17 protein-coding genes, 1 tRNA gene and 1 pseudogene are annotated in these 19,525 nt (G+C 67.7%); 9 read left to right on the top strand and 10 right to left on the bottom strand.

Translation table 11 applies throughout. The annotated features are described in order from the left end of the window. The first annotated feature begins 66 nt into the window (after nucleotides 1-66). From OG521_27525 to OG521_27535, 3 genes are all read left to right on the top strand, one after another. On the top strand, nucleotides 67-2,739 hold the full coding sequence (locus tag OG521_27525) for a phosphoribosyltransferase (protein WUW24315.1): 2,673 nt from the start codon (nucleotides 67-69) through the stop codon (nucleotides 2,737-2,739). Further along, a complete protein-coding gene (locus tag OG521_27530; GenBank protein ID WUW24316.1) occupies nucleotides 2,736-3,647 on the top strand; it encodes an HAD family hydrolase in 912 nt (303 codons plus the stop codon). Before OG521_27525 ends, OG521_27530 begins: the two co-directional genes overlap by 4 nt. Nucleotides 3,648-3,735: 88 nt before the next feature. Then, nucleotides 3,736-4,395, top strand: coding sequence for an O-methyltransferase (locus OG521_27535; GenBank protein WUW24317.1), 660 nt, complete (start codon nucleotides 3,736-3,738; stop codon nucleotides 4,393-4,395). Nucleotides 4,396-4,518: 123 nt separating this feature from the next. Here OG521_27535 and OG521_27540 read toward each other — a convergent pair whose 3' ends face one another. From OG521_27540 to OG521_27555, 4 genes are all read right to left on the bottom strand, one after another. Beyond that, nucleotides 4,519-4,740, bottom strand: a complete 222-nt coding sequence (locus OG521_27540) for a zinc ribbon domain-containing protein (GenBank protein WUW24318.1) — start codon at nucleotides 4,738-4,740, stop codon at nucleotides 4,519-4,521. 97 nt (nucleotides 4,741-4,837) lie between these two features. Continuing rightward, nucleotides 4,838-5,428, bottom strand: a complete 591-nt coding sequence (locus OG521_27545; GenBank protein ID WUW24319.1) for a DUF4383 domain-containing protein — start codon at nucleotides 5,426-5,428, stop codon at nucleotides 4,838-4,840. A 106-nt stretch (nucleotides 5,429-5,534) separates the two neighbouring features. Further along, nucleotides 5,535-7,061: a hypothetical protein gene (locus OG521_27550; protein WUW24320.1), complete on the bottom strand. Its 1,527-nt coding sequence runs from the start codon at nucleotides 7,059-7,061 to the stop codon at nucleotides 5,535-5,537. 71 nt (nucleotides 7,062-7,132) lie between these two features. Continuing rightward, the gene (locus OG521_27555; protein ID WUW24321.1) at nucleotides 7,133-7,921 is read right to left on the bottom strand and encodes a DUF4097 domain-containing protein; all 789 of its coding nucleotides are present in this window, start codon (nucleotides 7,919-7,921) and stop codon (nucleotides 7,133-7,135) included. Nucleotides 7,922-8,152: 231 nt separating this feature from the next. Here OG521_27555 and OG521_27560 point away from each other — a divergent pair. The 3 genes from OG521_27560 (at nucleotide 8,153) to OG521_27570 (ending at nucleotide 10,639) form a co-directional block, all read left to right on the top strand. Next, nucleotides 8,153-8,224 (top strand) — tRNA-Val (locus OG521_27560). 847 nt (nucleotides 8,225-9,071) lie between these two features. Next, nucleotides 9,072-10,319 (top strand): Twin-arginine translocation pathway signal, encoded by a 1,248-nt coding sequence (locus tag OG521_27565; GenBank protein WUW24322.1) that lies wholly within the window; start codon nucleotides 9,072-9,074, stop codon nucleotides 10,317-10,319. 23 nt (nucleotides 10,320-10,342) lie between these two features. Beyond that, a complete protein-coding gene (locus OG521_27570; GenBank protein ID WUW26814.1) occupies nucleotides 10,343-10,639 on the top strand; it encodes a 4a-hydroxytetrahydrobiopterin dehydratase in 297 nt (98 codons plus the stop codon). A gap of 486 nt (nucleotides 10,640-11,125) precedes the next feature. Here the strand turns inward: OG521_27570 and OG521_27575 are convergent, their stop codons facing one another. The 3 genes from OG521_27575 to OG521_27585 all read right to left on the bottom strand — a co-directional run bounded on the left by OG521_27575 (nucleotide 11,126) and on the right by OG521_27585 (nucleotide 13,802). Beyond that, entirely contained in the window at nucleotides 11,126-12,688 is a 1,563-nt protein-coding gene (locus OG521_27575; GenBank protein WUW24323.1) for a PIN domain-containing protein, read from the bottom strand. Nucleotides 12,689-12,801: 113 nt separating this feature from the next. Continuing rightward, nucleotides 12,802-13,329 (bottom strand): flavoprotein, encoded by a 528-nt coding sequence (locus OG521_27580; protein WUW24324.1) that lies wholly within the window; start codon nucleotides 13,327-13,329, stop codon nucleotides 12,802-12,804. Nucleotides 13,330-13,643: 314 nt separating this feature from the next. After that, complete coding sequence (locus OG521_27585; protein WUW24325.1) at nucleotides 13,644-13,802, bottom strand: barstar family protein; 159 nt, start codon at nucleotides 13,800-13,802, stop codon at nucleotides 13,644-13,646. A gap of 1,000 nt (nucleotides 13,803-14,802) precedes the next feature. Here OG521_27585 and OG521_27590 point away from each other — a divergent pair. Both OG521_27590 and OG521_27595 read left to right on the top strand, forming a co-directional pair. Continuing rightward, nucleotides 14,803-15,015: pseudogene (locus tag OG521_27590) on the top strand (hypothetical protein). A gap of 242 nt (nucleotides 15,016-15,257) precedes the next feature. Continuing rightward, nucleotides 15,258-15,482 (top strand): cold shock domain-containing protein, encoded by a 225-nt coding sequence (locus tag OG521_27595; GenBank protein ID WUW24326.1) that lies wholly within the window; start codon nucleotides 15,258-15,260, stop codon nucleotides 15,480-15,482. A gap of 857 nt (nucleotides 15,483-16,339) precedes the next feature. On the opposite strand, the gene OG521_27600 is transcribed toward OG521_27595, so the two are convergent. Continuing rightward, a complete protein-coding gene (locus OG521_27600) occupies nucleotides 16,340-16,813 on the bottom strand; it encodes a hypothetical protein (GenBank protein ID WUW24327.1) in 474 nt (157 codons plus the stop codon). Nucleotides 16,814-17,143: 330 nt separating this feature from the next. On the opposite strand from OG521_27600, the gene OG521_27605 reads away from it, so the two are divergent. After that, nucleotides 17,144-17,986 carry an endonuclease/exonuclease/phosphatase family protein gene (locus OG521_27605; protein ID WUW24328.1) on the top strand — a complete coding sequence of 281 codons (843 nt, stop codon included), beginning with the start codon at nucleotides 17,144-17,146 and terminating at the stop codon, nucleotides 17,984-17,986. 148 nt (nucleotides 17,987-18,134) lie between these two features. On the opposite strand, the gene OG521_27610 is transcribed toward OG521_27605, so the two are convergent. Beyond that, a complete protein-coding gene (locus tag OG521_27610) occupies nucleotides 18,135-18,443 on the bottom strand; it encodes a DUF6234 family protein (GenBank protein WUW24329.1) in 309 nt (102 codons plus the stop codon). Between the two features lie 197 nt (nucleotides 18,444-18,640). Continuing rightward, entirely contained in the window at nucleotides 18,641-19,240 is a 600-nt protein-coding gene (locus OG521_27615; GenBank protein WUW24330.1) for a hypothetical protein, read from the bottom strand. Nucleotides 19,241-19,525 lie beyond the last annotated feature (285 nt).

The raw sequence follows: 19,525 nt of genomic DNA on the forward strand, positions 1-19,525 counted from the left end.
TGATGCGCGGGTCCGGTGAGCGGGCGCGTGATGCTTGATGGACGACGGGTCCCGGTAGGCGGGCGCGTGGCAGGCCGACGGAAAGAGACGACGAACGTGGTGTGGTCGGGTAGCTGGGTCGCGGAGCGGCTGGGCGTCGAGCTGGTGGGCGACGGGGAGCTCCGTGAGCTGTTGGGCCTCGCCCTGCGGCGCAACCCCAAGCGGGCACATCTGCTCGTTTCCAACGTGCTCGGCAAGCACGTGCCGCAGCGCCCGTCGGTCGTGTACGGCGCCGGTTTCGAGCTCGGCCGCCGGGTGCGCGACCTGCTCGGCGATGCCGGGGCGCGCGAGGCGGTCGTGCTGGGCTACGCCGAGACGGCCACCGGCCTCGGCCACGCGGTCGCCGACGGGCTGGGCGATGCGCCCTACCTCCACTCGACGCGACGCCCCGTCGAGGGCGTGGCACGGGCGGGCGGCTTCGAGGAGGCGCACTCGCACGCCACCTCGCACCTGCTGCTGCCGGAGGACCCGGACCTGCTGGGGAACGGCGAGGAGGGCTCCTCCGGTGCGACGCTCGTCCTCGTGGACGACGAGTTCTCCACCGGCAACACCGTCCTCAACACCATCCGCGACCTGCACGAGCGCTGCCCCCGCAGCCGGTACGTCATCGTGGCGCTGGTCGACATGCGCTCACCGGCCGACCGTGGGCGGCTCGCGGAGTTCGCCGCGGAGATCGGTGCCCGCATCGACCTGGTGGCGAGGAACACGGGCACGGTGGGCCTCCCGGAGGGCATCCTGGAGAAGGGGCAGGCCCTGGTCGCGGAGCAGGAGGCGCTGCGGCCCCCCGCGCCGACGCCCGGCGACGGGAAGCTGCCCGGCACCCTCCGCCCCTGTGCGCGCGTGGACCTTCAGTGGCCCGCAGGAGTACCCGACGGCGGCCGGCACGGCTTCACCCCGGCACACCGCGCGGTCCTGGAACCCGCCCTCCCGGCCATGGCGGACCGCATCGCGCAGGCGCTGGACGAGCGGATGCCGGCCGAGCGGATGCCGTCCGGGCAGGCACCGGACGAGGAGACAGGTGCAGGGCAGCCCCGCCGGATCCTGGTCCTCGGCTTCGAGGAGCTGATGTACGCGCCCCTGCGCCTGGGCACCGCCCTGGAGGCGCGTACGGGCACCGGCGCGGATGCCCGTACCGGCGCTGACGCCCGTACCGGCTCGGACGCGCGCTACGAGGTCCGTTACTCCACCACGACCCGCTCCCCGGTCCTCGCCGTGGACGACCCGGGTTACGCGATACGCACCCGTCTGGTCTTCCCGGCCCACGACGACCCGGCCGACGGCCCCGGCGACCGGTACGCGTACAACGTCGCGGGCGCCGGCTTCGACGCCGTCGTCCTCGTCGTCGACTCCACCGCGGACACCCCCGCCCTGCACGCCCCCGGCGGCCTGCTGCACCAGCTGGCCGCACACACCGGCACGGTCCTGCTGGCGGTGGTCCCCTCGTACGTACCGTCCGGGGCCGCGACCGCCGTACCCGCCGAGTCCTCCACCTCGGTACCGACCCCGGCCCACGCCCCCGAACGGCAGGAAGACTCCGCCATGCTGCCCGAGCCCCTCCGCGGCCCCGCCTTCTCCTCCTACGCGCCGGACGAGGTCGGCTGGCTGCTCCAGGACCTCTCGGACACCGAGCTGGAGGCGCCCACCGAGGAGCGCGAGGAGGCGATACAGAGCGGTGGCGCGCACTACGCCGAATCGCTGCCGGTGGAGTACCAGCCGTCCGAGCAGTACCAGGACCTGTTCAAGGCGGCCCTGGACCTGTCGGCGGCCCGCATCGCCCGCGCCGTCGGCACGGTCACCGAGACGGTCCTCGCCGAGCGCGGCCCGCGCCCCGTCCTGGTCTCGCTGGCCCGGGCCGGCACCCCCGTCGGCGTACTGATGCGCCGCTGGGCCCGGCTCCGGCGCGGTGCCGACCTGCCGCACTACGCCGTCTCGATCGTGCGGGGCCGCGGGATCGACGCCAACGCCCTGCGCTGGCTGGCCGCCCACCACAACCCGGCCGATGTCGTCTTCGTCGACGGCTGGACGGGCAAGGGTGCCATCACCCGCGAACTGGCGGCGGCCATCGCCGAGTTCGAGGAGTCCGACGGCACGGAGGGCTTCAACCCGGAGATCGCGGTGCTGGCCGACCCGGGCGGCTGCGTCCGCACGTACGGCACCCGCGAGGACTTCCTGATCCCGTCCGCCTGCCTCAACTCCACGGTCTCCGGACTGATCTCCCGTACGGTGCTGCGCTCCGACCTGGTCGGACAGGACGACTTCCACGGTGCGAAGTTCTACCGCGAGCTGGCCGGATCGGACGTCTCCGGCCACTTCCTCGACACCGTCACCGACCGGTTCGACGAGGTCGCCGACGCCGTGGACGCCGAGGTGAAGGAACTGCTGACGGCCGACCGCGCCCCGACCTGGGAGGGCTGGGCCGCGGTGGAGCGCATCAGCGAGGAGTACGGCATCCACGACGTGAATCTGGTCAAGCCGGGTGTCGGCGAGACGACCCGGGTCCTGCTGCGGCGCGTCCCGTGGAAGATCCTCGCCAAGCGGGGCGCGGGAGCGGACCTGGAACACATCAGGCTGCTCGCCGTGCAGCGCGGCGTACCGGTCGAGGAGGTCGACGAACTCCCGTACACCTGCGTCGGGTTGATCCACCCGAAGTACACGCGCGGGGCGACGGGCGCTGACGGCAGGGCGGTGGAGTCCAAGTGACCACCCATCCGGCGTCCGCACCCTCCCCCCGGCCGGCGTCCCCCGTGACGCTGGTCGCCAGCGACCTCGACCGCACCCTCATCTACTCGGCGGCGGCCCTCCAGCTCCCGATGCCGGACGCCGAGGCACCCCGGCTGCTCTGCGTCGAGGTGTACGAGGGAAAGCCGCTCTCGTACGTGACGGAGACGGCCGCAGCGCTGCTCGCCGAACTGACGGACGCCCCGTCCACGGTCTTCGTTCCGACCACCACCCGCACCCGTGAGCAGTACCACCGCATCCATCTCCCGGGCCGTGCGGCCGAGTTCGCGATCTGCGCCAACGGCGGGCACATCCTGGTGGACGGCGAGTCCGACCGGGACTGGCAGCGGACCGTGGCCGGCCGGCTGGCCGAGGAGTGCGCCTCGCTCGCCGAGGTCCGCGCCCACCTCGTCGCCGCGGCGGACCCCGCCTGGCTGCTCAAGGAACGGGTCGCCGAGGACCTCTTCGCCTACCTCGTCGTGGACCGGACCCAGCTCCCGCCGGACTGGACGAAGGAACTCGCCGCATGGGCGGATCCGCGCGGCTGGACCGTGTCGCTCCAGGGCCGCAAGATCTACGTCGTGCCGCGCCCGCTCACCAAGAGCGCGGCCATGCGCGAGGTCGCCCGCCGCACCGGCGCCACGCTCACCCTGGCCGCAGGCGACTCCCTCCTCGACGCCGACCTGCTGCTCGCCGCCGACCGGGGCTGGCGCCCCGGCCACGGCGAACTCGCCGACGCCGGCTGGAACGCCGCGCACGTGGAGGTGACCGCCGAGAGCGGTGTGGCGGCGGGCGAGGAGATCCTGCGACGCTTCCTGCGGACGGCGCGCACGGACGCGGTGGCCGGCGCGGGCGTCCCCGTCCCCGACTCCCTGACGACGCGCCGCTGAAATCGCTCGAACCGGTCCGGCACGGCGACTACAGTCACCGCGTTCCCGCCCGTCGGGGGAGCGCGTGGCCGAACAGGGGAGTGGTGCGATGACCAAGGGCAACGAAACCAAGATCACGGACGAGCTGTACGCGTACATGCTGGCGCACAACCCCCCGCTGGACGCCGTGCAGCGCGAACTCGTCGAGACGACGTACGCCCGGCTCCCCGATCACGCGGGCATGCAGTCGGCGGAGGAACAGGGCCCGCTGCTCGCCTTCCTCGTACGGCTGACGGGGGCGCGGCACATCGTGGAGGTCGGTACCTTCACCGGCTTCTCCGCCCTGGCGATGGCCCAGGCGCTGCCGGCCGACGGACGCCTGATCGCCTGCGACGTCTCGGAGGAATGGACGGCCTACGGCCGCGAGGCCTGGGCGAAGGCGGGCGTCGCCGACCGGATCGAACTCCGGATCGCCCCGGCCCTCGACACCCTGCGCGCGATGCCCACCGAGCCGCACATCGACTTCGCCTACCTGGACGCGGACAAGGGCAACTACATCCCGTACTGGGAGGAACTGGTGCCCCGGATGCGCCAGGGCGGCCTCATCACCACGGACAACGTGCTCTTCCACGGCGGCGTGACGGACCCGCGGGCGACCGGCGGGGCGGCGGCCATCAAGGAGTTCAACGACCACGTGTCCGCCGACCCGCGGATGGACAGCGTGCTGCTCACGGTGTCGGACGGCCTGACCCTGTCCCGCAAGAGGTAGCGGGGGAGCCGGGGCCCGGAAGGTACCGGCGAAGGACCGGGGCCCTGACGGTACGGGCGAAGGGGCTGGGCTCCTGACCGGTAAGGCGGAAAGGGCCCGGGCTCCAGACTGTACGGCGGGGGATCAGCCGCAGCAGCCGCCACCGCAGCACCCGCCACCGCCGCCACCACCGGCCGAGGGCGCGGCGGCCGAACCGGCCGAACCGCCCACGGCGACGGCGGAGAGGAGCTTCACGGTGTCCTCGTGCCCGGCGGGGCAGGAGGCGGGGGAAGAGGACTCGGCCATGGGACGGCTGAGCTCGAAGGTGTCTCCGCAGGAGCGGCAGCGGTACTCGTAACGAGGCATGCCCCCAGGCTATCGGCCGGAACGGCCGACGGAAGGTCCCCGCCCGCGCCACCCCACCCAGGTCACACCGCTGTGGGCTCAACGAAGCCCGCAGGCTCTACGAACCTTCGGGCCGGACGACGGGCATCTCCTCGATCGCGCGACGCCGGGCGAGCCGCTGCTCGCGGGCGGCCTCCTCGGGATGGCGGGCCCGCCAGTACGGATTGTCGTGGGGGAGCCCGCCACTGACGCGTCCGTACATCCCGAACATCATCAGCAACAGCCCGACCACGAAGCTGAACAGCACGTTCTGGATCTCGAAGGCGAGGAAGTTGAGCCCGGTGTCCAGGAGGGCGAGATTGACGAAGCCGCTGAGAATGAAGACGACGCCCAGAACCATGTTGAGCGTCGAGGCGGCGTTGCCGCCGATCACCATCCCGATGAACAGCAGCAGCCCGACACAGATCGACAGCACGCTGAGCGCGCCGTTGGTGCTCAGGCCGGCGACGGTGTCGCCGCCGGTGTCGAAGAATCCGATCTTGTCGATCAGCCCGAGGATGCCGAAGGCGAGCAGCACCAGGCCCATCAGCCCGGCGCCGATCCGGTAGACCCGGCTGAGCCGGTGGTCGACCGGCAGCTGCTCATCGAGCCGGGTGGCTTTGCGATGGGCGGCAGGCTGCCGCGCGGGACGCAGTACATGGGTGGCCATGGGGGCCTCCTTCGAGTACTACCAGGATCGCCCGCGGACGCGACCGCCGCACGTCAGAGCACCCACGACCCCGGAAGACGCAGCCCAGGCCCTCCCAGGCCCCGTACTAGTTGCCGCCGCTCCCGGTCCCGGCTCCGCGCTCCTCACGGATGTCGGAGACGACGCGGGATGCGGTCTGCCGGACGCCTTCCGTCACGGTCAGGAAGTGCCAGTAGTCGGGGTGGCGCCCTTCGAGGGCGGTGACGGCCTGGTCGAGCCGGGCCACCGCGTCGTCGAGCGGCCGGGCGTGGCGCGGTTCGGGGGTGTGGCGCCCGGCCATGGCGAGCCGCTGGGCGTCACGGATCGCGAACCGGGTCCGCTGGATCTCCTGCTGCGGATCCTTGGCGACGGCGTCGAGCCGTTGCAGCCGGTCACCGGCCGCGGACACCGCCTCGTCCGTGGCGTTGAGCAGGGCACGTACCGTACTCAGCCGCGACGTGGCATCCGCCCAGCGTTGCTCGTCGCGCGCCTTCGAAGCCTCCTTGAGCTTCTCCTCGGCCTGACGCACATTGACGGCCGCCTGCTCGGGGACCGGCTGGAGGTCCTGCCAGCAGGCCGCCGAGAACCGCCGCCGCAACTCGCTGAGCACCGGCTCGACGGAGGCCGACCGGGTCGTCAGGGCCTGGGCGCGCGTCCGCAACGTCACGAGCCGCTTGTCGATCTCGGTGGCCCGCTCGGGCAGCTGCGCGGCTTCGGCCCGTACGGCCTCGGCGTCCCGCAGCACCTGATCGGCGCGCTGCAGCGTCTCGGGTACGCCGTGCCGGCCGGCGCCCTGGTTGAGTTTGGTCAGCTCGGGGGCGAGGGCGGCCAGCCGCGCGGCGAGATCATCCGCCCGCAGCCCGGACGCCCGCACCGCATCGAGAGCATTGCTCGCGGCGAGGAGCGCCTGACGCGCCCGCTCCACGGCGGGGGCGAGCCGCGCGAGCTGAGTCTCGGCGGTCCCGAGCAGCGGCCCGAGCCCGGCGGCGAACCGGTCGAGCTCACCCTTGACCCGGACGAGCTCGTCCTTGGCGGAGGACAGCTCGGACCGGGCCCGGGAGGCGACCGAAGGTTCGAGATCATCCCGGTCGAGATCGTGCGCGTCGACGGCGGTGATGTAGGCGTGGCTGGCTTCGTCGATGCGCCGCCCGAGGGCGGCGAAGTCGTCGACGGCCTTGCGCGCGGCGGGCGAACTGTCCACGGCGGTGATGGTCTCGATGGAGATCTGAAGATCACGCTGGGCGGTGTCGAGCTCGTAGAAGGCCTCGGCAGCGGCATCCTTCGCGGCCTGCGCCTCGGCCCGCTGCCCTTCGCCACGCCCGCCGAACCAGCGCCGCGTACCGCCACCGGCGAAGGCGGCGGGGAGGACGGCGGCGAAGAGGGGCAAGGGCAACAGGATCAGAACCAGGCCGTCACGGAGGGCGCGCCCTCCGTGACGGGAAGGAACACGCCTGGCAGCGGCACGACGAACAACGAGACCGCCATCACTACTGACACCACTCCCGGCCCCACCACCGACGCGCAGCTCACCAGCGTGAAGATCACTGACGGGGACATCATTGACGGCGGAACTCGCACCCGCTCTCGCCTGCGGCTTCGCGTGTGTCGCCGTCACATCCCTCTCCCGTGCTGATTCGCCCTGCCCGGTACATTCTCCCACCAGGTAAGGACGAACACACGGGCCTGTTAGTTCGCGCTTCGCACCGTGACTTCGCCGTTGTCACTGTGCGCCTTCACCGCGTGCCGCCCGTCGTCACCACGGGGCACCTTCACGGAGATGCTCCCGTTGTCGGCCGAAGCGGCCACGGAGTACCGGGTACTGCCGGCCGGGAGGTCGATGGTGACGCTCCCGTTGTCACTGACGGTGTCCACCAGATCCGGTACGCGGCTGAAGTCGAGCTTCACGGAGCCGTTGTCCGAATGTGCGATCACGGACGCCCCCGAGAGCCGCTCGCCGCGCACGGCCCCGTTGTCGCTCTTCAGCTCCAGAGGCCCACTGACATCCCGCACGACGACCCCGCCGTTGTCGGAGAAGAGCTTCAGCGGCGTACCGAAACCGGATGCGGTGACCCTCCCGTTGTCCGCGTCCACGGTCAACGGGAGCCCACGCGGCACCTTCACCTGGTGCTGCGCCCCGCAGTCACTGATCATCGCCTCGCACTTCACCCGAAGAGTCAACGTGTCACCCACGAGCTTCCAGACGGGATCCGGCCCGCTCCCGAGCACGACCCACCCGTCGACCTTGCGCGTCACCTCGATCTGCTCGACATCGGCGGGCACCACCTCCACGGTGGAGTTCTCCGCATCGATGGTGAGCGCCTTCCCGCTGTACGCGAACGACTTGTGCTCGGCGGGAGCATCCTCCACATCGGTGCTGCCGCACCCACTGAGCCCGGCGACGAGCAGTACGGTGCCGCCGGCGGCGACGAGAACGCGGGTACGGGTGCGAGTACGGGTGTGGGTGCGGATGGTCATGAAGATCGAGTCCCCCTGGCTGGCGCTGCCGATGTGCCTCCACGCTATGCAGCCCCCGCCGCCGGGACGATCCGGTCGGCTACCGTCTTCGGGTGGGGATATCCCCCCTAAGCGGTGGGCGGGGACTCGGGAACGCCCGGGACGACCTCGCGGCCATCGGGGCGTGCGGGACGCCCGGTCAACCGATTGTCTACGGGCGCCGCGGGCCATGTAACCTGTTCCCTCATCCACGGGTGCGTAGCTCAGGGGTAGAGCGCTGCTCTTACAAAGCAGATGTCGGCGGTTCGAAACCGTCCGCGCCCACCGTAGGAAACCGCAGGTGAGAGCCTGGATTGGCCTCCTGGTCCACACGGACTGGGAGGCCTTTTTCATGATCGATGCCACATAAATGCCACATCGTTCGACGATCCCGCTGTTTGCTCAGCACTGGGTCCCCGGCCACGCCGACACGAACTGGTCCACGTCCGCCCATCGAGCAGGGACATCGGGCGATCCAGGGCGGCCCCTGAATAGCTCGCCGGCGGTGGTGGATCGGCGACGCCGCGGGGGAGAGGGCTCATCGACTCGGGTACGACCGGGGTCGCGTTGGCGGGATGTCGCACACAACTTTGTGGACGCGGATCGTGATCCCTGGTCCAGTCGCCCCCGGAATGTCGTAAGGGCGGGATTCCTCAGGTCGCATCGGCCCGTCGCAGCGGTCGCACCTCATGACCGCCCCCGACGCCACGTCCGGCCCAGGGCATCCTTTGTCACGCAGGGCGCCCCGGCCAGGCAGGCGGGGCAGAACGTGGTGTGGCTCAGGAGAACGCGGTACGCAGTGTCGGCCTGATCCTCGGCGCTGCACTTCGGGCACTGGCAGTCCGGGAACGCGGCCGATGGATCCACCGTCGTGGCGGCGCCACGGGGGCTTCCGGGCGCAAGACGCGGACCATGCCGCTTCTGTTCACCTCGTACACCTTGATCGTCATCATCAATTGGCCCCCGGTCGTCGCTATTTGAGGGGCATCCGGACAGTTCGCCGAGCGCACCTGCGGTCACACCCTGATGATGTGTGGGCACATCGAGTAGGTGATAGGCCGTTGTGTGGCCATGCGTGGCCACATTGCGGCCATGGCCAGGAGCGCGGACGATGACACCTCAGACTGGGCACATGAGCCGCAACGACGCGCTGAGGGCCACGAGACTTCGAGCTGGGTGGCGGACCATCGAAACCGCGGCCATCGCCCTCACCGCGCATGGCCAACAGCTCCTTGACGAACGTCAGTTCACTGTGTCCGCACGGACGTGGCGCCGTTGGGAGGGTGATCGCCCGGGGTGGCCGGCGGAGGAGACCGCGATCGTCCTGCATGATGCGCTCGGCCGGTGGCCGGAAGACTTGGGATTCACCACACCACCGGGCTGGATCCGGCCCGAGCACCATGAAGAAGAGGGACCTGCGGGCCGACAGGCGTTCGTCTCCGTCACCGCCCCAGCGCTCGTTGCCGGACCGGTCCAGCCCCAACATGTCGACCCTGCCCTGATCGACTACTTTCAGCAGCAGTTGGAAGGGCATTACCGGGCGGACATGTTTCTTGGCCCGCACGACCTGATCGGTACGGTGTCAGCGCAGTACCAACTCATCGACAAGCTGGTGCGCTGCGCGAAGGGCGAGACCCGCCAGGGTCTTCTCCGGGTCGGAGCTGCCTACGCTGCGCTCGTCGGCTGGCTCTACCAGGACGCCGGCGACATGGACGGGGCCGCGTTCTGGCGGGGCATTACACAGGAGATCGCCATGCGGTCCCGGGATCCCCACCTCATCGGCTACTCCCTGGTGAACCAGGCGCAGGTCCGGACCTACCTTGGTGACGGGCACGCGGTCGTCGACCTGTGCGAAGCCGCGCTTGATGATGTCGATCGACTCGTTCCGAAGGTGCGGATCATGGCCATGCAGCAGCATGCCCACGGTGCCAGCCTCATCGGTGAACGGGGCCTCGTCGACCTGCTCATCGACCAGGCCGACCGGCTGCTCCGTCGGGTGGACGATGACCTGCCGTGGGGTAACGCTTGCCGGCGGACACCCGGATATCTCGAAGTGCAGCGCGCTACCTGCTACGGCCGTCTCGGGCTCGGTGTGGAGGCAGGCGTGCTGTGGACACAGGTGCTCTCCGGCGTACCGGAGACGGCCCGTCGCGACCGCGGGGTGTACATGGCCAGGCAGGCGACGGCGGCCGCAGCAGCGCGGGAGCCGGATCAGGCGGTGGAGCTCGCGCGCATGGTGGTGCCGATCGCGTCGGAGACCCGCTCGGCCAGGATGCGCCGGGAGTTGGTCATTCTGGAGCGTGCGATGCGGCCGTGGCAGGATGCCCCGGTCGGCCGGGATCTCGCAGAGATTCTGGGGCCTGTGACCGAGGGGAACTGAGTGTGTCCAAGGGACCGGTACCGCTGACGGACAGTGCGATCGAGGGGCGGCTCTTGGAGCTCCGTGGCTGGTCGCGGGTGGGGGATGAGATCACGCGGTCCTTCGGCATCCGATATCACGGCGGCGTCGCCATGATCGTGCACGTGGCCGATGTCGAGCGGCTCATCGGGCACCACGCAGACATCGACCTGCGGTGGGACCGGATCCGGTTCGGCATCACCACCCACGACGCGGGCTACAAACTGACCGACGCCGACTTCGATTTGGCCGCACGCATCGACCAGATCGCAGTAGCCCACGGGGCGGAGCCCGAGGCCTGACCCTGGGGCGCGGAGAAGCAGCCTGCCCCGCCCTCGACCGACGGGGCAGGGCCATAGTCGTGCATGAGTAGAAACTTTCCTTACGGGTTCAAGGCGCCGCGCAAGCGCGGCGCGCGCCGCAGCCCCCGGCCGGGGGCTGCCTCTGTCTCCGCCCCGGCTGCCCCCAGCCGGGGCGGCGGCGCACCGAGCGCGACACCAACCGAGAGAAATGGCCGGCACGGGGGTGGGGAACCCCGTTGTGGCTGGGGCGGTCGGCTCCACGGCTTTAAGCCACCTCCCCGGTTCGTGTCCCGCGTCGAGCAAGACCAGGGGGCCACTCGTTCAAATTCCGGGCAGGATCACAGCCTGCCCGAGTTGCCGGCCAGCGTACGGCCCCCTGATCATGCTCGACCCCAAACCGGGCAGGACACCGGCCAAAGCCGCTCCGCCGACCTCAACGCGCGGCGAGTCTGCAGCGAAATTAGCTTTCGAGCCCAGTCGTCTTACTCACTCGGAGGCGTCATGCCACGGATTCTCTGTGATTCGTCTTCTCTGATTCAGATGGGCTTCTGATTCATCAATCTGAGGACTTAATATTTGCAGCCTCTCATTTAGTCGGGAAATTTCTGCTCCTAGAATGTCCCTGTCTCGCCTGGACTTGATTAGGAGCCGTCTTCCATCGGGGATGTCAGAAGCCTCGCCGTGCATGGCATTGTCATCGAGTTCACGTGCCAGCTCGGACTCGGCCAACATGGCATCGATATAGTCTTCTTTGAGGCTAATTATCCGATTCTTTAGCGCGGCAATTTCGTTCGAGGTGTCCAGCGTTCGACTATGTCTTATCCAATTTTTGGATTTTCTTGATGATCGCTTCCAGGCGTGATAGGCGGCGCGAATGCTGTCCCATTCTCGCTCGTTGATTCGGAGTGTCAATCTAGTTTTGCTCAAAGTTTCCAGTGGCGCTGTTTCCCATGCGTGAAGCAGGTGTTCGGCTCGCTTCACTTTGTGCTCAGCTTTGCCTAGATCCTCAAGTCTTTCGTGATTCCCAGACGCGTTAACTGATTCCATTATATTTCTACTGTGGAATTTTGAGCGTTGCAAATGTTCCGTCAATGCGATGGATATCTCCTCGTGAGTGTCAGTTCGGAATTCAAGTGGCAATAGATCGGCGTTGCTGTGCACGGGCTGAACGTTTTCCGCTTGGGCGACAGTCGAATCTGAGACGGACGCTCCGAGTTGCTTCTTTGCTATGTTCAGAAACCCGGCCAGTTGGGTTATGAGAAAGTCGACCCCGGCACGCTGTCTCATCTCTGCCACTAGCTCCGGGCGTGCGCCGATGATCAGGCCTGCCTCCTTCCTGACCCAATCTTCCTTTGCGTCATTCGTCACTAGAAGGACGGGGATTTTCCGCTCCTTTACTTCACGTATGATTTGCTCCCATACGAAAAAGTCACCATGCGCGTTTTCCTGCTTTCCTGCGTCCTTGTATCCAGGAGGTATTTCTGATTCTGCGCGGGTTTTATACTGTTCGATTAGTGATTTGGCGTCTTCGGCCGGGAATGGGGTGCCGGTTTTCCCGTCCAAGAGCCTTGCGAGGTCCGCCAGGACGGGGTCATTCGAAGCGACCTTTTCCCTACTGAGGTCGAAGGCGTTTTCATGCTCTCTTATTCGCGCGATTGCCTTTTCGAATGCTGACTCAATTGGTGCTGTTAGCTTTTCCTTTTCCGCTTTCGGCATTGAACATCTATTTGCAAAGGTGCTTAACTCTTGCAGGGTCTTATTTTGGAATTCGTCAAGCGTCTTGCGCACCGAAGCGTACTGGGCTACGTGATCCTTTACGACGTCGACTCTATTTGCGTAATACTCTGAGGCAACCTGATGGGGGATCCACAAGCGGTCTTCAAGGCGGCCGAGGACTTGTAGCAATTCGTCTCGCGCGTCGGAGGTGAATCGGTAGAGCTCGAGCAGTACGTTTGTGTCTATGACTACAAGATACGACTTAACTCCGTTCTCGTAGTCCGTCGCGGGTCGTCGCCACAGGCCCTCGAATCCGGTCAAGAAGGAAGACATCGCTAATTACTCCATTCTGGTTCAATTTAGGTGATTGTCGTGAACCTCGGTCAGGGAGATGTTCATTTCGGTGGGCACCCCACTCGGGCGCGTAGAGCGACTAACGACAGCCCTTAGTTTCCCTGTGCCCGAAGGGCGAGCTCCAAGATCTCCGCCCATGGAAGTCCTCGATCTACCGCGCCTGGTTCGTTTAGTCGCCAGACATCATCCCCGTAAACCAACAGCGCGCTAGCTTTTCGGAGCGTCTCGATGTGTCCCTCCCATGCAGGGTGCCGCGCATGTGCCGCGTTGATCCGCGGGAACACCACGACCGGAACGCCGATGGTGCCGAGTGCCTCACTCACTTGCGTCAGCGCTTGGTTGTCGGCGACGCCCGTTGCGAGCTTGGCGACGTAGTTGGCGCTTGCCGGCGCCACGACGTAGGCGTCGGCCGCAGGGTGTGGGCGGGGCTCAGTCGGCAAGCGAGGCGCATCCCGCACCGGCAGGCCAGTGAGTCCCTCTAGGCGTTCCAACTCGCCGCTCGCCCGCAGCCATCGGCCGGCATTAGGCGTCAGGGTCACGGCTACCTGCCAGCCGAGGGCGATGGCTGGTTCCACCAGTCCGGTGCGTAGCTGCTCGACTCCATCGGCTGCTGTGCCCACGACTCCAAGCACTCCGCGGCTGCCTGCACTCACGGTTCCACCATCCCGTATTGGTCCATCCCCACGGCCAGCAGTACAGCAGAGAAGTACCGCAACCACAGCGACTATCAGCAACCGTTGCTGGTCCCCAGCCCCCGCGTGGACAGGCCGACAGACCTCAGTGACCGTCACGCCGATGGTTCGAATCGAGGGGCTTACAGTGCTCTACGTGTACTCGGCGAGGAACTGCGGCCGGTACTGCTGCTGATAGCGGTCTATTGCCTGTCGCAGCATGGTGGCCCCGCCCGGAACACGGTTGCTCAGGTGTTCCCAGCCTACGAAGCGCAGGTGGTCTGGGATCTCGACCAGGCCGGTGATCGCATCCCAGAATGCGGCCCAGTCATGCCGTAGAAGCCAGGGAAGTGCAGTGCCTGCGCGAGTGCTGTATGGAGTCCGCGCTCGTCGGTCACAGAACTGACGTCGATGGTGAGCATGCTTGCGATCCTTGCATGGGCCAGCGGAGGCCTGCGTGCCAGATCCGTGCCAGAACGAGCGGTCAGCCCCGGCCAATCGGAGTGCGTCAGGGCTCAGGCACACGCGTCGGGCGCAGTGCCGTCGTGTGCCTCTTGACCAGCTCAAACGATTGAAGGACTGCTGCCAGGCTTACAAAGCAGATGTCGGCGGTTCGAAACCGTCCGCGCCCACAGTAGGAAACGTCAGGTGAGAGCCTGAATCGGCCCCCCGATCCACACGGACCGGGGAGCCGATTCCATGATCGAGTCCACATGGAAGCCACATCCCCACGAAGGTGAGTGGCCCTCGTCATTCGATAGAGGAGCTGGAACGGTGGCCCGTGCATCGCAGAGCTCTAGCGGCTGTCGCAACACTCCAACCACACTCTTCATACGGCGTGCCGATCTCGTGCGAGTGACGGGCACCCCGCATCCCGGCCGCCGCCGATCTCGGGTACGGACGGCGCCTCAGCGCTCGGGGTACGAGCGTGGCCGGGCTCTGGGGACGTCGCAGACGATCCGGTGAACTCGGATCGTGATCCCCGGACCCGTGGCCCCAGGGATGGTGTACGGAACCGAATCCTCGGGGCACATCGGCTTGTCGCAGCGGTCGCACATCATGCGCGCCCCCGACGCCACGCACGGCCCAGGGCGCCCTTCGTCACATACGGTGCCCCGGCCAGACAAGCCGGGCAGAGCGTGATGTGGTCAGGAGCACGCGGTACGACGAGTCAGCCTTGCCCTCGGGCCGGCACTTCACGCACTGACAATCCGGGAACGCGGCCGACTGATCGACCGTCGTGGAGGGCACGGCAGGGGCCTGCGGCCGTAACACCCGAGTGATCCCGGCCCGGTTCACCTCGTACAGCTTGGGCAGTTGTATCCGTACACCGTTGGCCATAGTGCCGCGGTCCGTGCGTGAGGCGCGGGATAGTATCCGCGACCTGCTGGCAAGCTGATGTGAGGAGCCGCGGATGACATTGAGGTGCTCACCCTGCCGAATGAGACCGCCAACCGTGACGCTTACGAGGCAGCCAACAGGGAACTCCTGACGCGCGCCGATGTCCTCGTCGCCGTATGGGACGGCAGTCCCCCATCCGGAAAGGGCGGCGGCACCGCCGACACCGTGCAGGATGCCCGCGCGGCTGGGCTGCCGGTCGAGGTGGTGTGGCCGGAGGGCGCTGCTCGTAGGGGCTTGATCCCGGATGCACGGAAGCGTCCTCAGTTGCTGGTAGAAGCCGGGCCAAGGGCCTATTGCGGGGGCAGAAGCTCTGGTGCTTCCGAACGATCCGCGGTGAACCACGGCCATGGAGAAGGGTCTTGCCCTCGCGACTCTCCTTGTTGCAGGTCAGGACCGCACATCAGGCCGAACGCGCGTTGATCTCCAAGCGAGGTACCAAGCGCGCCAACGCATACGAACACCGTAGGGTGCTGCACATGGTGACTGCGACTGTCCGTGAGTGGGACGACGAGGAAGGGTGGGGCGTGCTCGACTCCTCCGAGACCCCCGGCGGTTGCTTTGGCCACTACTCCGACATCCAGACGACCGGCTTCCGCACACTGTCGCCCGGACAGCAAGTGGCACTCACTTGGGAAGCTCCCGGCTTCAAGCAGGACGGGTACGACTACCGCGCGGTGAACATCGTGCCTCGGCCTGCCTGAGGTCAACCGCGGGGCACGACCGCGGTCCCCGGCGGCCCGCTGCACAACCGCACCCTTTTCCGCACCGTGCAGTGGCACTCCGTCGGTCAACTCTTGAAGTGGGTGTCGGCCTTCCGCCACGGCAGGGCTACCCGGACCGAGTCCCCACGCTCAACCTGAACCGCCCCCGGCTGAAGCTCCTACCAAGTCTGCTTCGGTACCGCCCTGAATGTGCTCCCATGCCTCTCGTATACGCCTACCCCGTTCAAGTCCGGGACGGAAGCCTTGCCTGGGTCTGGAATTACCTGGCCTCTTCGTAGGGGGTATGGAATGGCATCTCAGTCCAGGTGTGGCGCTCGCACCAAAGCCGGCACAGCGTGCCGGAACCTCGCAGTGGTCGGCACCTCTCGTTGCGCGAAGCACCAGGGCTCCTGGTCTGCCTACGATGTTGCGCAACGCAAGGAGAAGGAAGCCAAGGCGAAGAAGAGCAAGATCCGCAGGAAGCGGTAGATGCGCAGGGGAGCGTGCTCGGCGCCGCCTCGTCTGCCGTGATGCGTGGTCGTTGTGCACGGCTGCGGCCAGATGTCTTGCCAGGAGTCGCAGTTCGAGTCTCCGACTACCTCGGCCGCGCGTTGCTGGAGGTCGGCTGTCACGTCGAGTAGTGCCGCTTCGATGTTGTCTGCCAAATGCCACAGGTGGCCGCTGTTGTCGTCGGTGTTCGGGCAGCAGGACTTGCCTCGGGGCCCGGCCATGGGAGGAGTCGCAGTTCGTTGTGGGGTGTCCTCCTCCGTCCTCTGCCGCTGCTCATCGTGCGGTGCGTGAAGAGTGCGTCGGCGGGATCGCTGGGGACCACGAGGCGTGCTGTCCCGACGACGCGTTCAGTTGTGTCGGTTGGCACCCGGGTGACTGCCAGTGCGGGCGGGACTGAGCTGATGCGCGGGGTTGCCGCTTCTCTCGGAACCCACCTGTTCCATGCGCCTGATCTCCCGCTCCGCCGCTTCCAAGTACCCGAGGTCCAGGGCCATCGCAGCTCGCCCGGCGACGTAGAAGATGTCCTGGCGGATCCGGCAGTCCAACTCCGGTTGGCGGCACAAGGCCAGGAACCTTACCTCCAGGGCGAGTTCGATACGGCCCATCTCGTCCCGCACGTGGACCGGGAGTGCGGCGTGCCGGAGATCCTTGGCGTAGTCACGTGTCTGCCGGTCGGCCTCGTCAGGCCTGGGTTCCACGGGGCGGTAGGGGTGATCCGCCCACTCCGTTTCAGCCCACCGGACGAGTTCGTCCAGGTACCCCGAGGCGGCCACCAGGTCCGGGGGCGAGGTCGAGAGGGCCTCGTCCGCGTCGGTGGCCACCTGGGTGAGGCGGAGTCGCGCGTCGTCGTTTCCCGCCACGCACATCGCGACGAAGCCCTACAACACGTCGAGCCTGCGCGTCACTTCCGCGCGCCGCCAGATCTCGTCCAGTCCCGCCATCCACCGCTCCCTCTCCGCCGACCGCTCCACTGCGCCCCGCACCCTACGACGCACCCCCGCCAACAGGTCCAACGGATTTCCCGGCCACCGAACGGAATACAAGCCGCTTTGGATGCGATGGCTTCTGTTGCGTTGCGAGATCCAGGCACTTCATGTGCCGCATACAGCCCGTCACATAACCTCGTGCGCGGAGACCTTTAGGAGGCGAACGTGACCGGAACCGGCGCGCGATGGCTCGCGGGTGCGCTGATCGTGGCCTGTGTGCTGCTTGTCGGCCCCAGTGCGTCGAACGGCGCCTACGTCACCAAGCCGCTGCCGGCCGGCGCCCCCACGGAGGTCGTGCCGAACCGGGTCATGACCTGGAACATCTGCAACCCCTGCAAGGGGAGCGGCCAGAACGCCGGCCGGGCGGCGGAGATCGCCACGTACGCGCCTCAGGTCATCGGCCTGCAGGAGGCGTGTGTGGGTGATGTCGAGAGGATCCGGGAGCATCTGCGGTATCAGTACGGGCTCGTCTACCACGTCGAGTACGGGTCGGTTCTCCGGAACTGGGGCCGTTGCGGGGGAGTGCCGTGGCGTCCTGGGGGCTTTGGCCAGGCGATTCTTTCGGCCGCTCCGATGACCGACCATGTGAACGTGGAGTACCCCGACGGCGGCTCCGAGGACCGTGGGTACATGGCCGTCACCACCCTCGTGGACGGCCGGCCCGTCCGGGTCTTCAACACGCACCTGGCCCAGCGGAGACAGGAATCAGTCCGCGTGAAGCAGACCGCCGTACTGGCGAAGGCCGTTGCCCGGCACGACCGCACGATCGTTCTCGGTGACTTCAACGCGGTGCCGGACACACCCGAACTCACCGGGATGTGGGGCCTGGCCTCGGACGCCGACTCCGAGTGCGGTCCCTCGGCGGCCGGTGCGTGCAAGCCGACCACCGACTGGCGCAGCAAGTTCGACTACATCTTTCTGCGCGGCTTCGCCCCGATCAGGCAACGTGTGCATCTCACTCCCTACTCGGACCACGACCTGGTGCAGGGCGATCTGAGGTGGGCCTAGCGAGGTCGAGTCCGGCGCAGGCGGGCCTCAGATGACGTGGGGCATGCAGCCGAGACCCTTAGGCGGCGCGCCTGAGAGAGCCATGGCCGTAGGCGCCGGGCGCCGGGCGCCGGGCGCTGTGCCCCGTCGTTCCGCCTGCGGGCGTGGGCTATTTGACGGTTGCCAAGGCCGCCAGCAGCCCCGCTCCGGTCCCCAGTACGAGCAGTTGCACGATGCCGGAGATCTGCCATCGCAGGAGAATCAGCCCGCCCCCTGTGACGGCCGCGCCGCCGAGCAACAGCCACGCCCCTCGTATCGCTTCGCTTGGGGCGCCGGGCGGATTGTTGCTGTCATAGGCGTCGGCCCATCCCGTCATCCCATAGCGGAACACCAGATAGGCGACCACTACCAGGTCGATCAACAGTAGAGCCACGCTGAGGCCGACCTGCTGGCCGGTCGACGGCTTGGCGAGCCACATGTCCACCACACTCCGGTCTGCCGGATCCGGTCGGTCACATGTGGTCCGGCCTCCTTGCGTGGCAGGCGTCGCGCCTGAGTACGGCTACTCAGCTCCGGTCCTTGACGTGACCGTCAGGCATCGATGGGCACGGCAGCTGCTGCGGCGAGTAGTGTGCCCGCCGCTCCAGTTCCGCGGCATCGCAAGGCCCTTCGGGTTCAGATCAGGTCCTGCCAGAACCCGACGCTCGCCTGCGGGTCCCCACTCGCGTCGACGTCGCCCCATGCGTCGTCGAACTCCCGGTGCATGTAGTCGACCAGGTCCTGCCCGTAGTAAATGATGTCGGTCTGCCACATCGAGAGCACGGGGTGCCCGAAGCTTCCCCGTCCCGCGGGAAGGTAGCGGTGGGCGTACACCGGCACCAGAATCGGTACGTTCTCCAGCCGGCACCGTGCTGTGGCGAGGGCGGCCGCGTCATCCGTCGGGCGCTCACCCCACGGCTCGTACCAGAAGGCGCTGTGCTCGATGCTGAGGAGGACGCCCTTGACCGGCCAGTCCAGCTGACTGCGCAGTTCGTCCGGTTCTGCGTCGCGCCACTCGGGCCAGGGCTTGGACCAGGTCTGGCCCTCTTCCGGTGGCACGTTCACGGGAAGGCCCGCAGCCAGGAACGCACGGTGGTCGTCCGCGAACTCGAAGCCGTGCTCTCGCTCGATCCGCGCGAACTCCGCATCGCTGAGTCCCGGCTCGAATGCGTAGAGGCCCGTATCCGCCAGGCGACGCGCGGCCTCCGCGCCCAAGCGCTGTCCCTCGTTCATCATTGCCGCACCCTAGCTCCGCAGGAATTCGTCCGCGCCCGAGTTTTCCCTGGCGACTCCGGAGCAGTCGACCGGAGCAGTCGTCCGGGGCGGTCGCGGCACGACCACGCTCGGCGCGAGACGGCGGTCTGTGGCCGCTCGTGCCCGGTCTCCCCGCGAGGCGAAATCTCGTCCCCCGGTACCGGCAGGGCCCCTAGCCTCTCCGGCATGGATCAGCGGCGAAGGCGTGACCAGCGGCAGCGCCGCACCTGGACGACGGCTCCTTGCTGTCCGGCTCCGAGCCGTGAG

It is taken from the genome of Streptomyces sp. NBC_01463 (genome assembly GCA_036227345.1).
Lineage (GTDB): Bacteria > Actinomycetota > Actinomycetes > Streptomycetales > Streptomycetaceae > Streptomyces.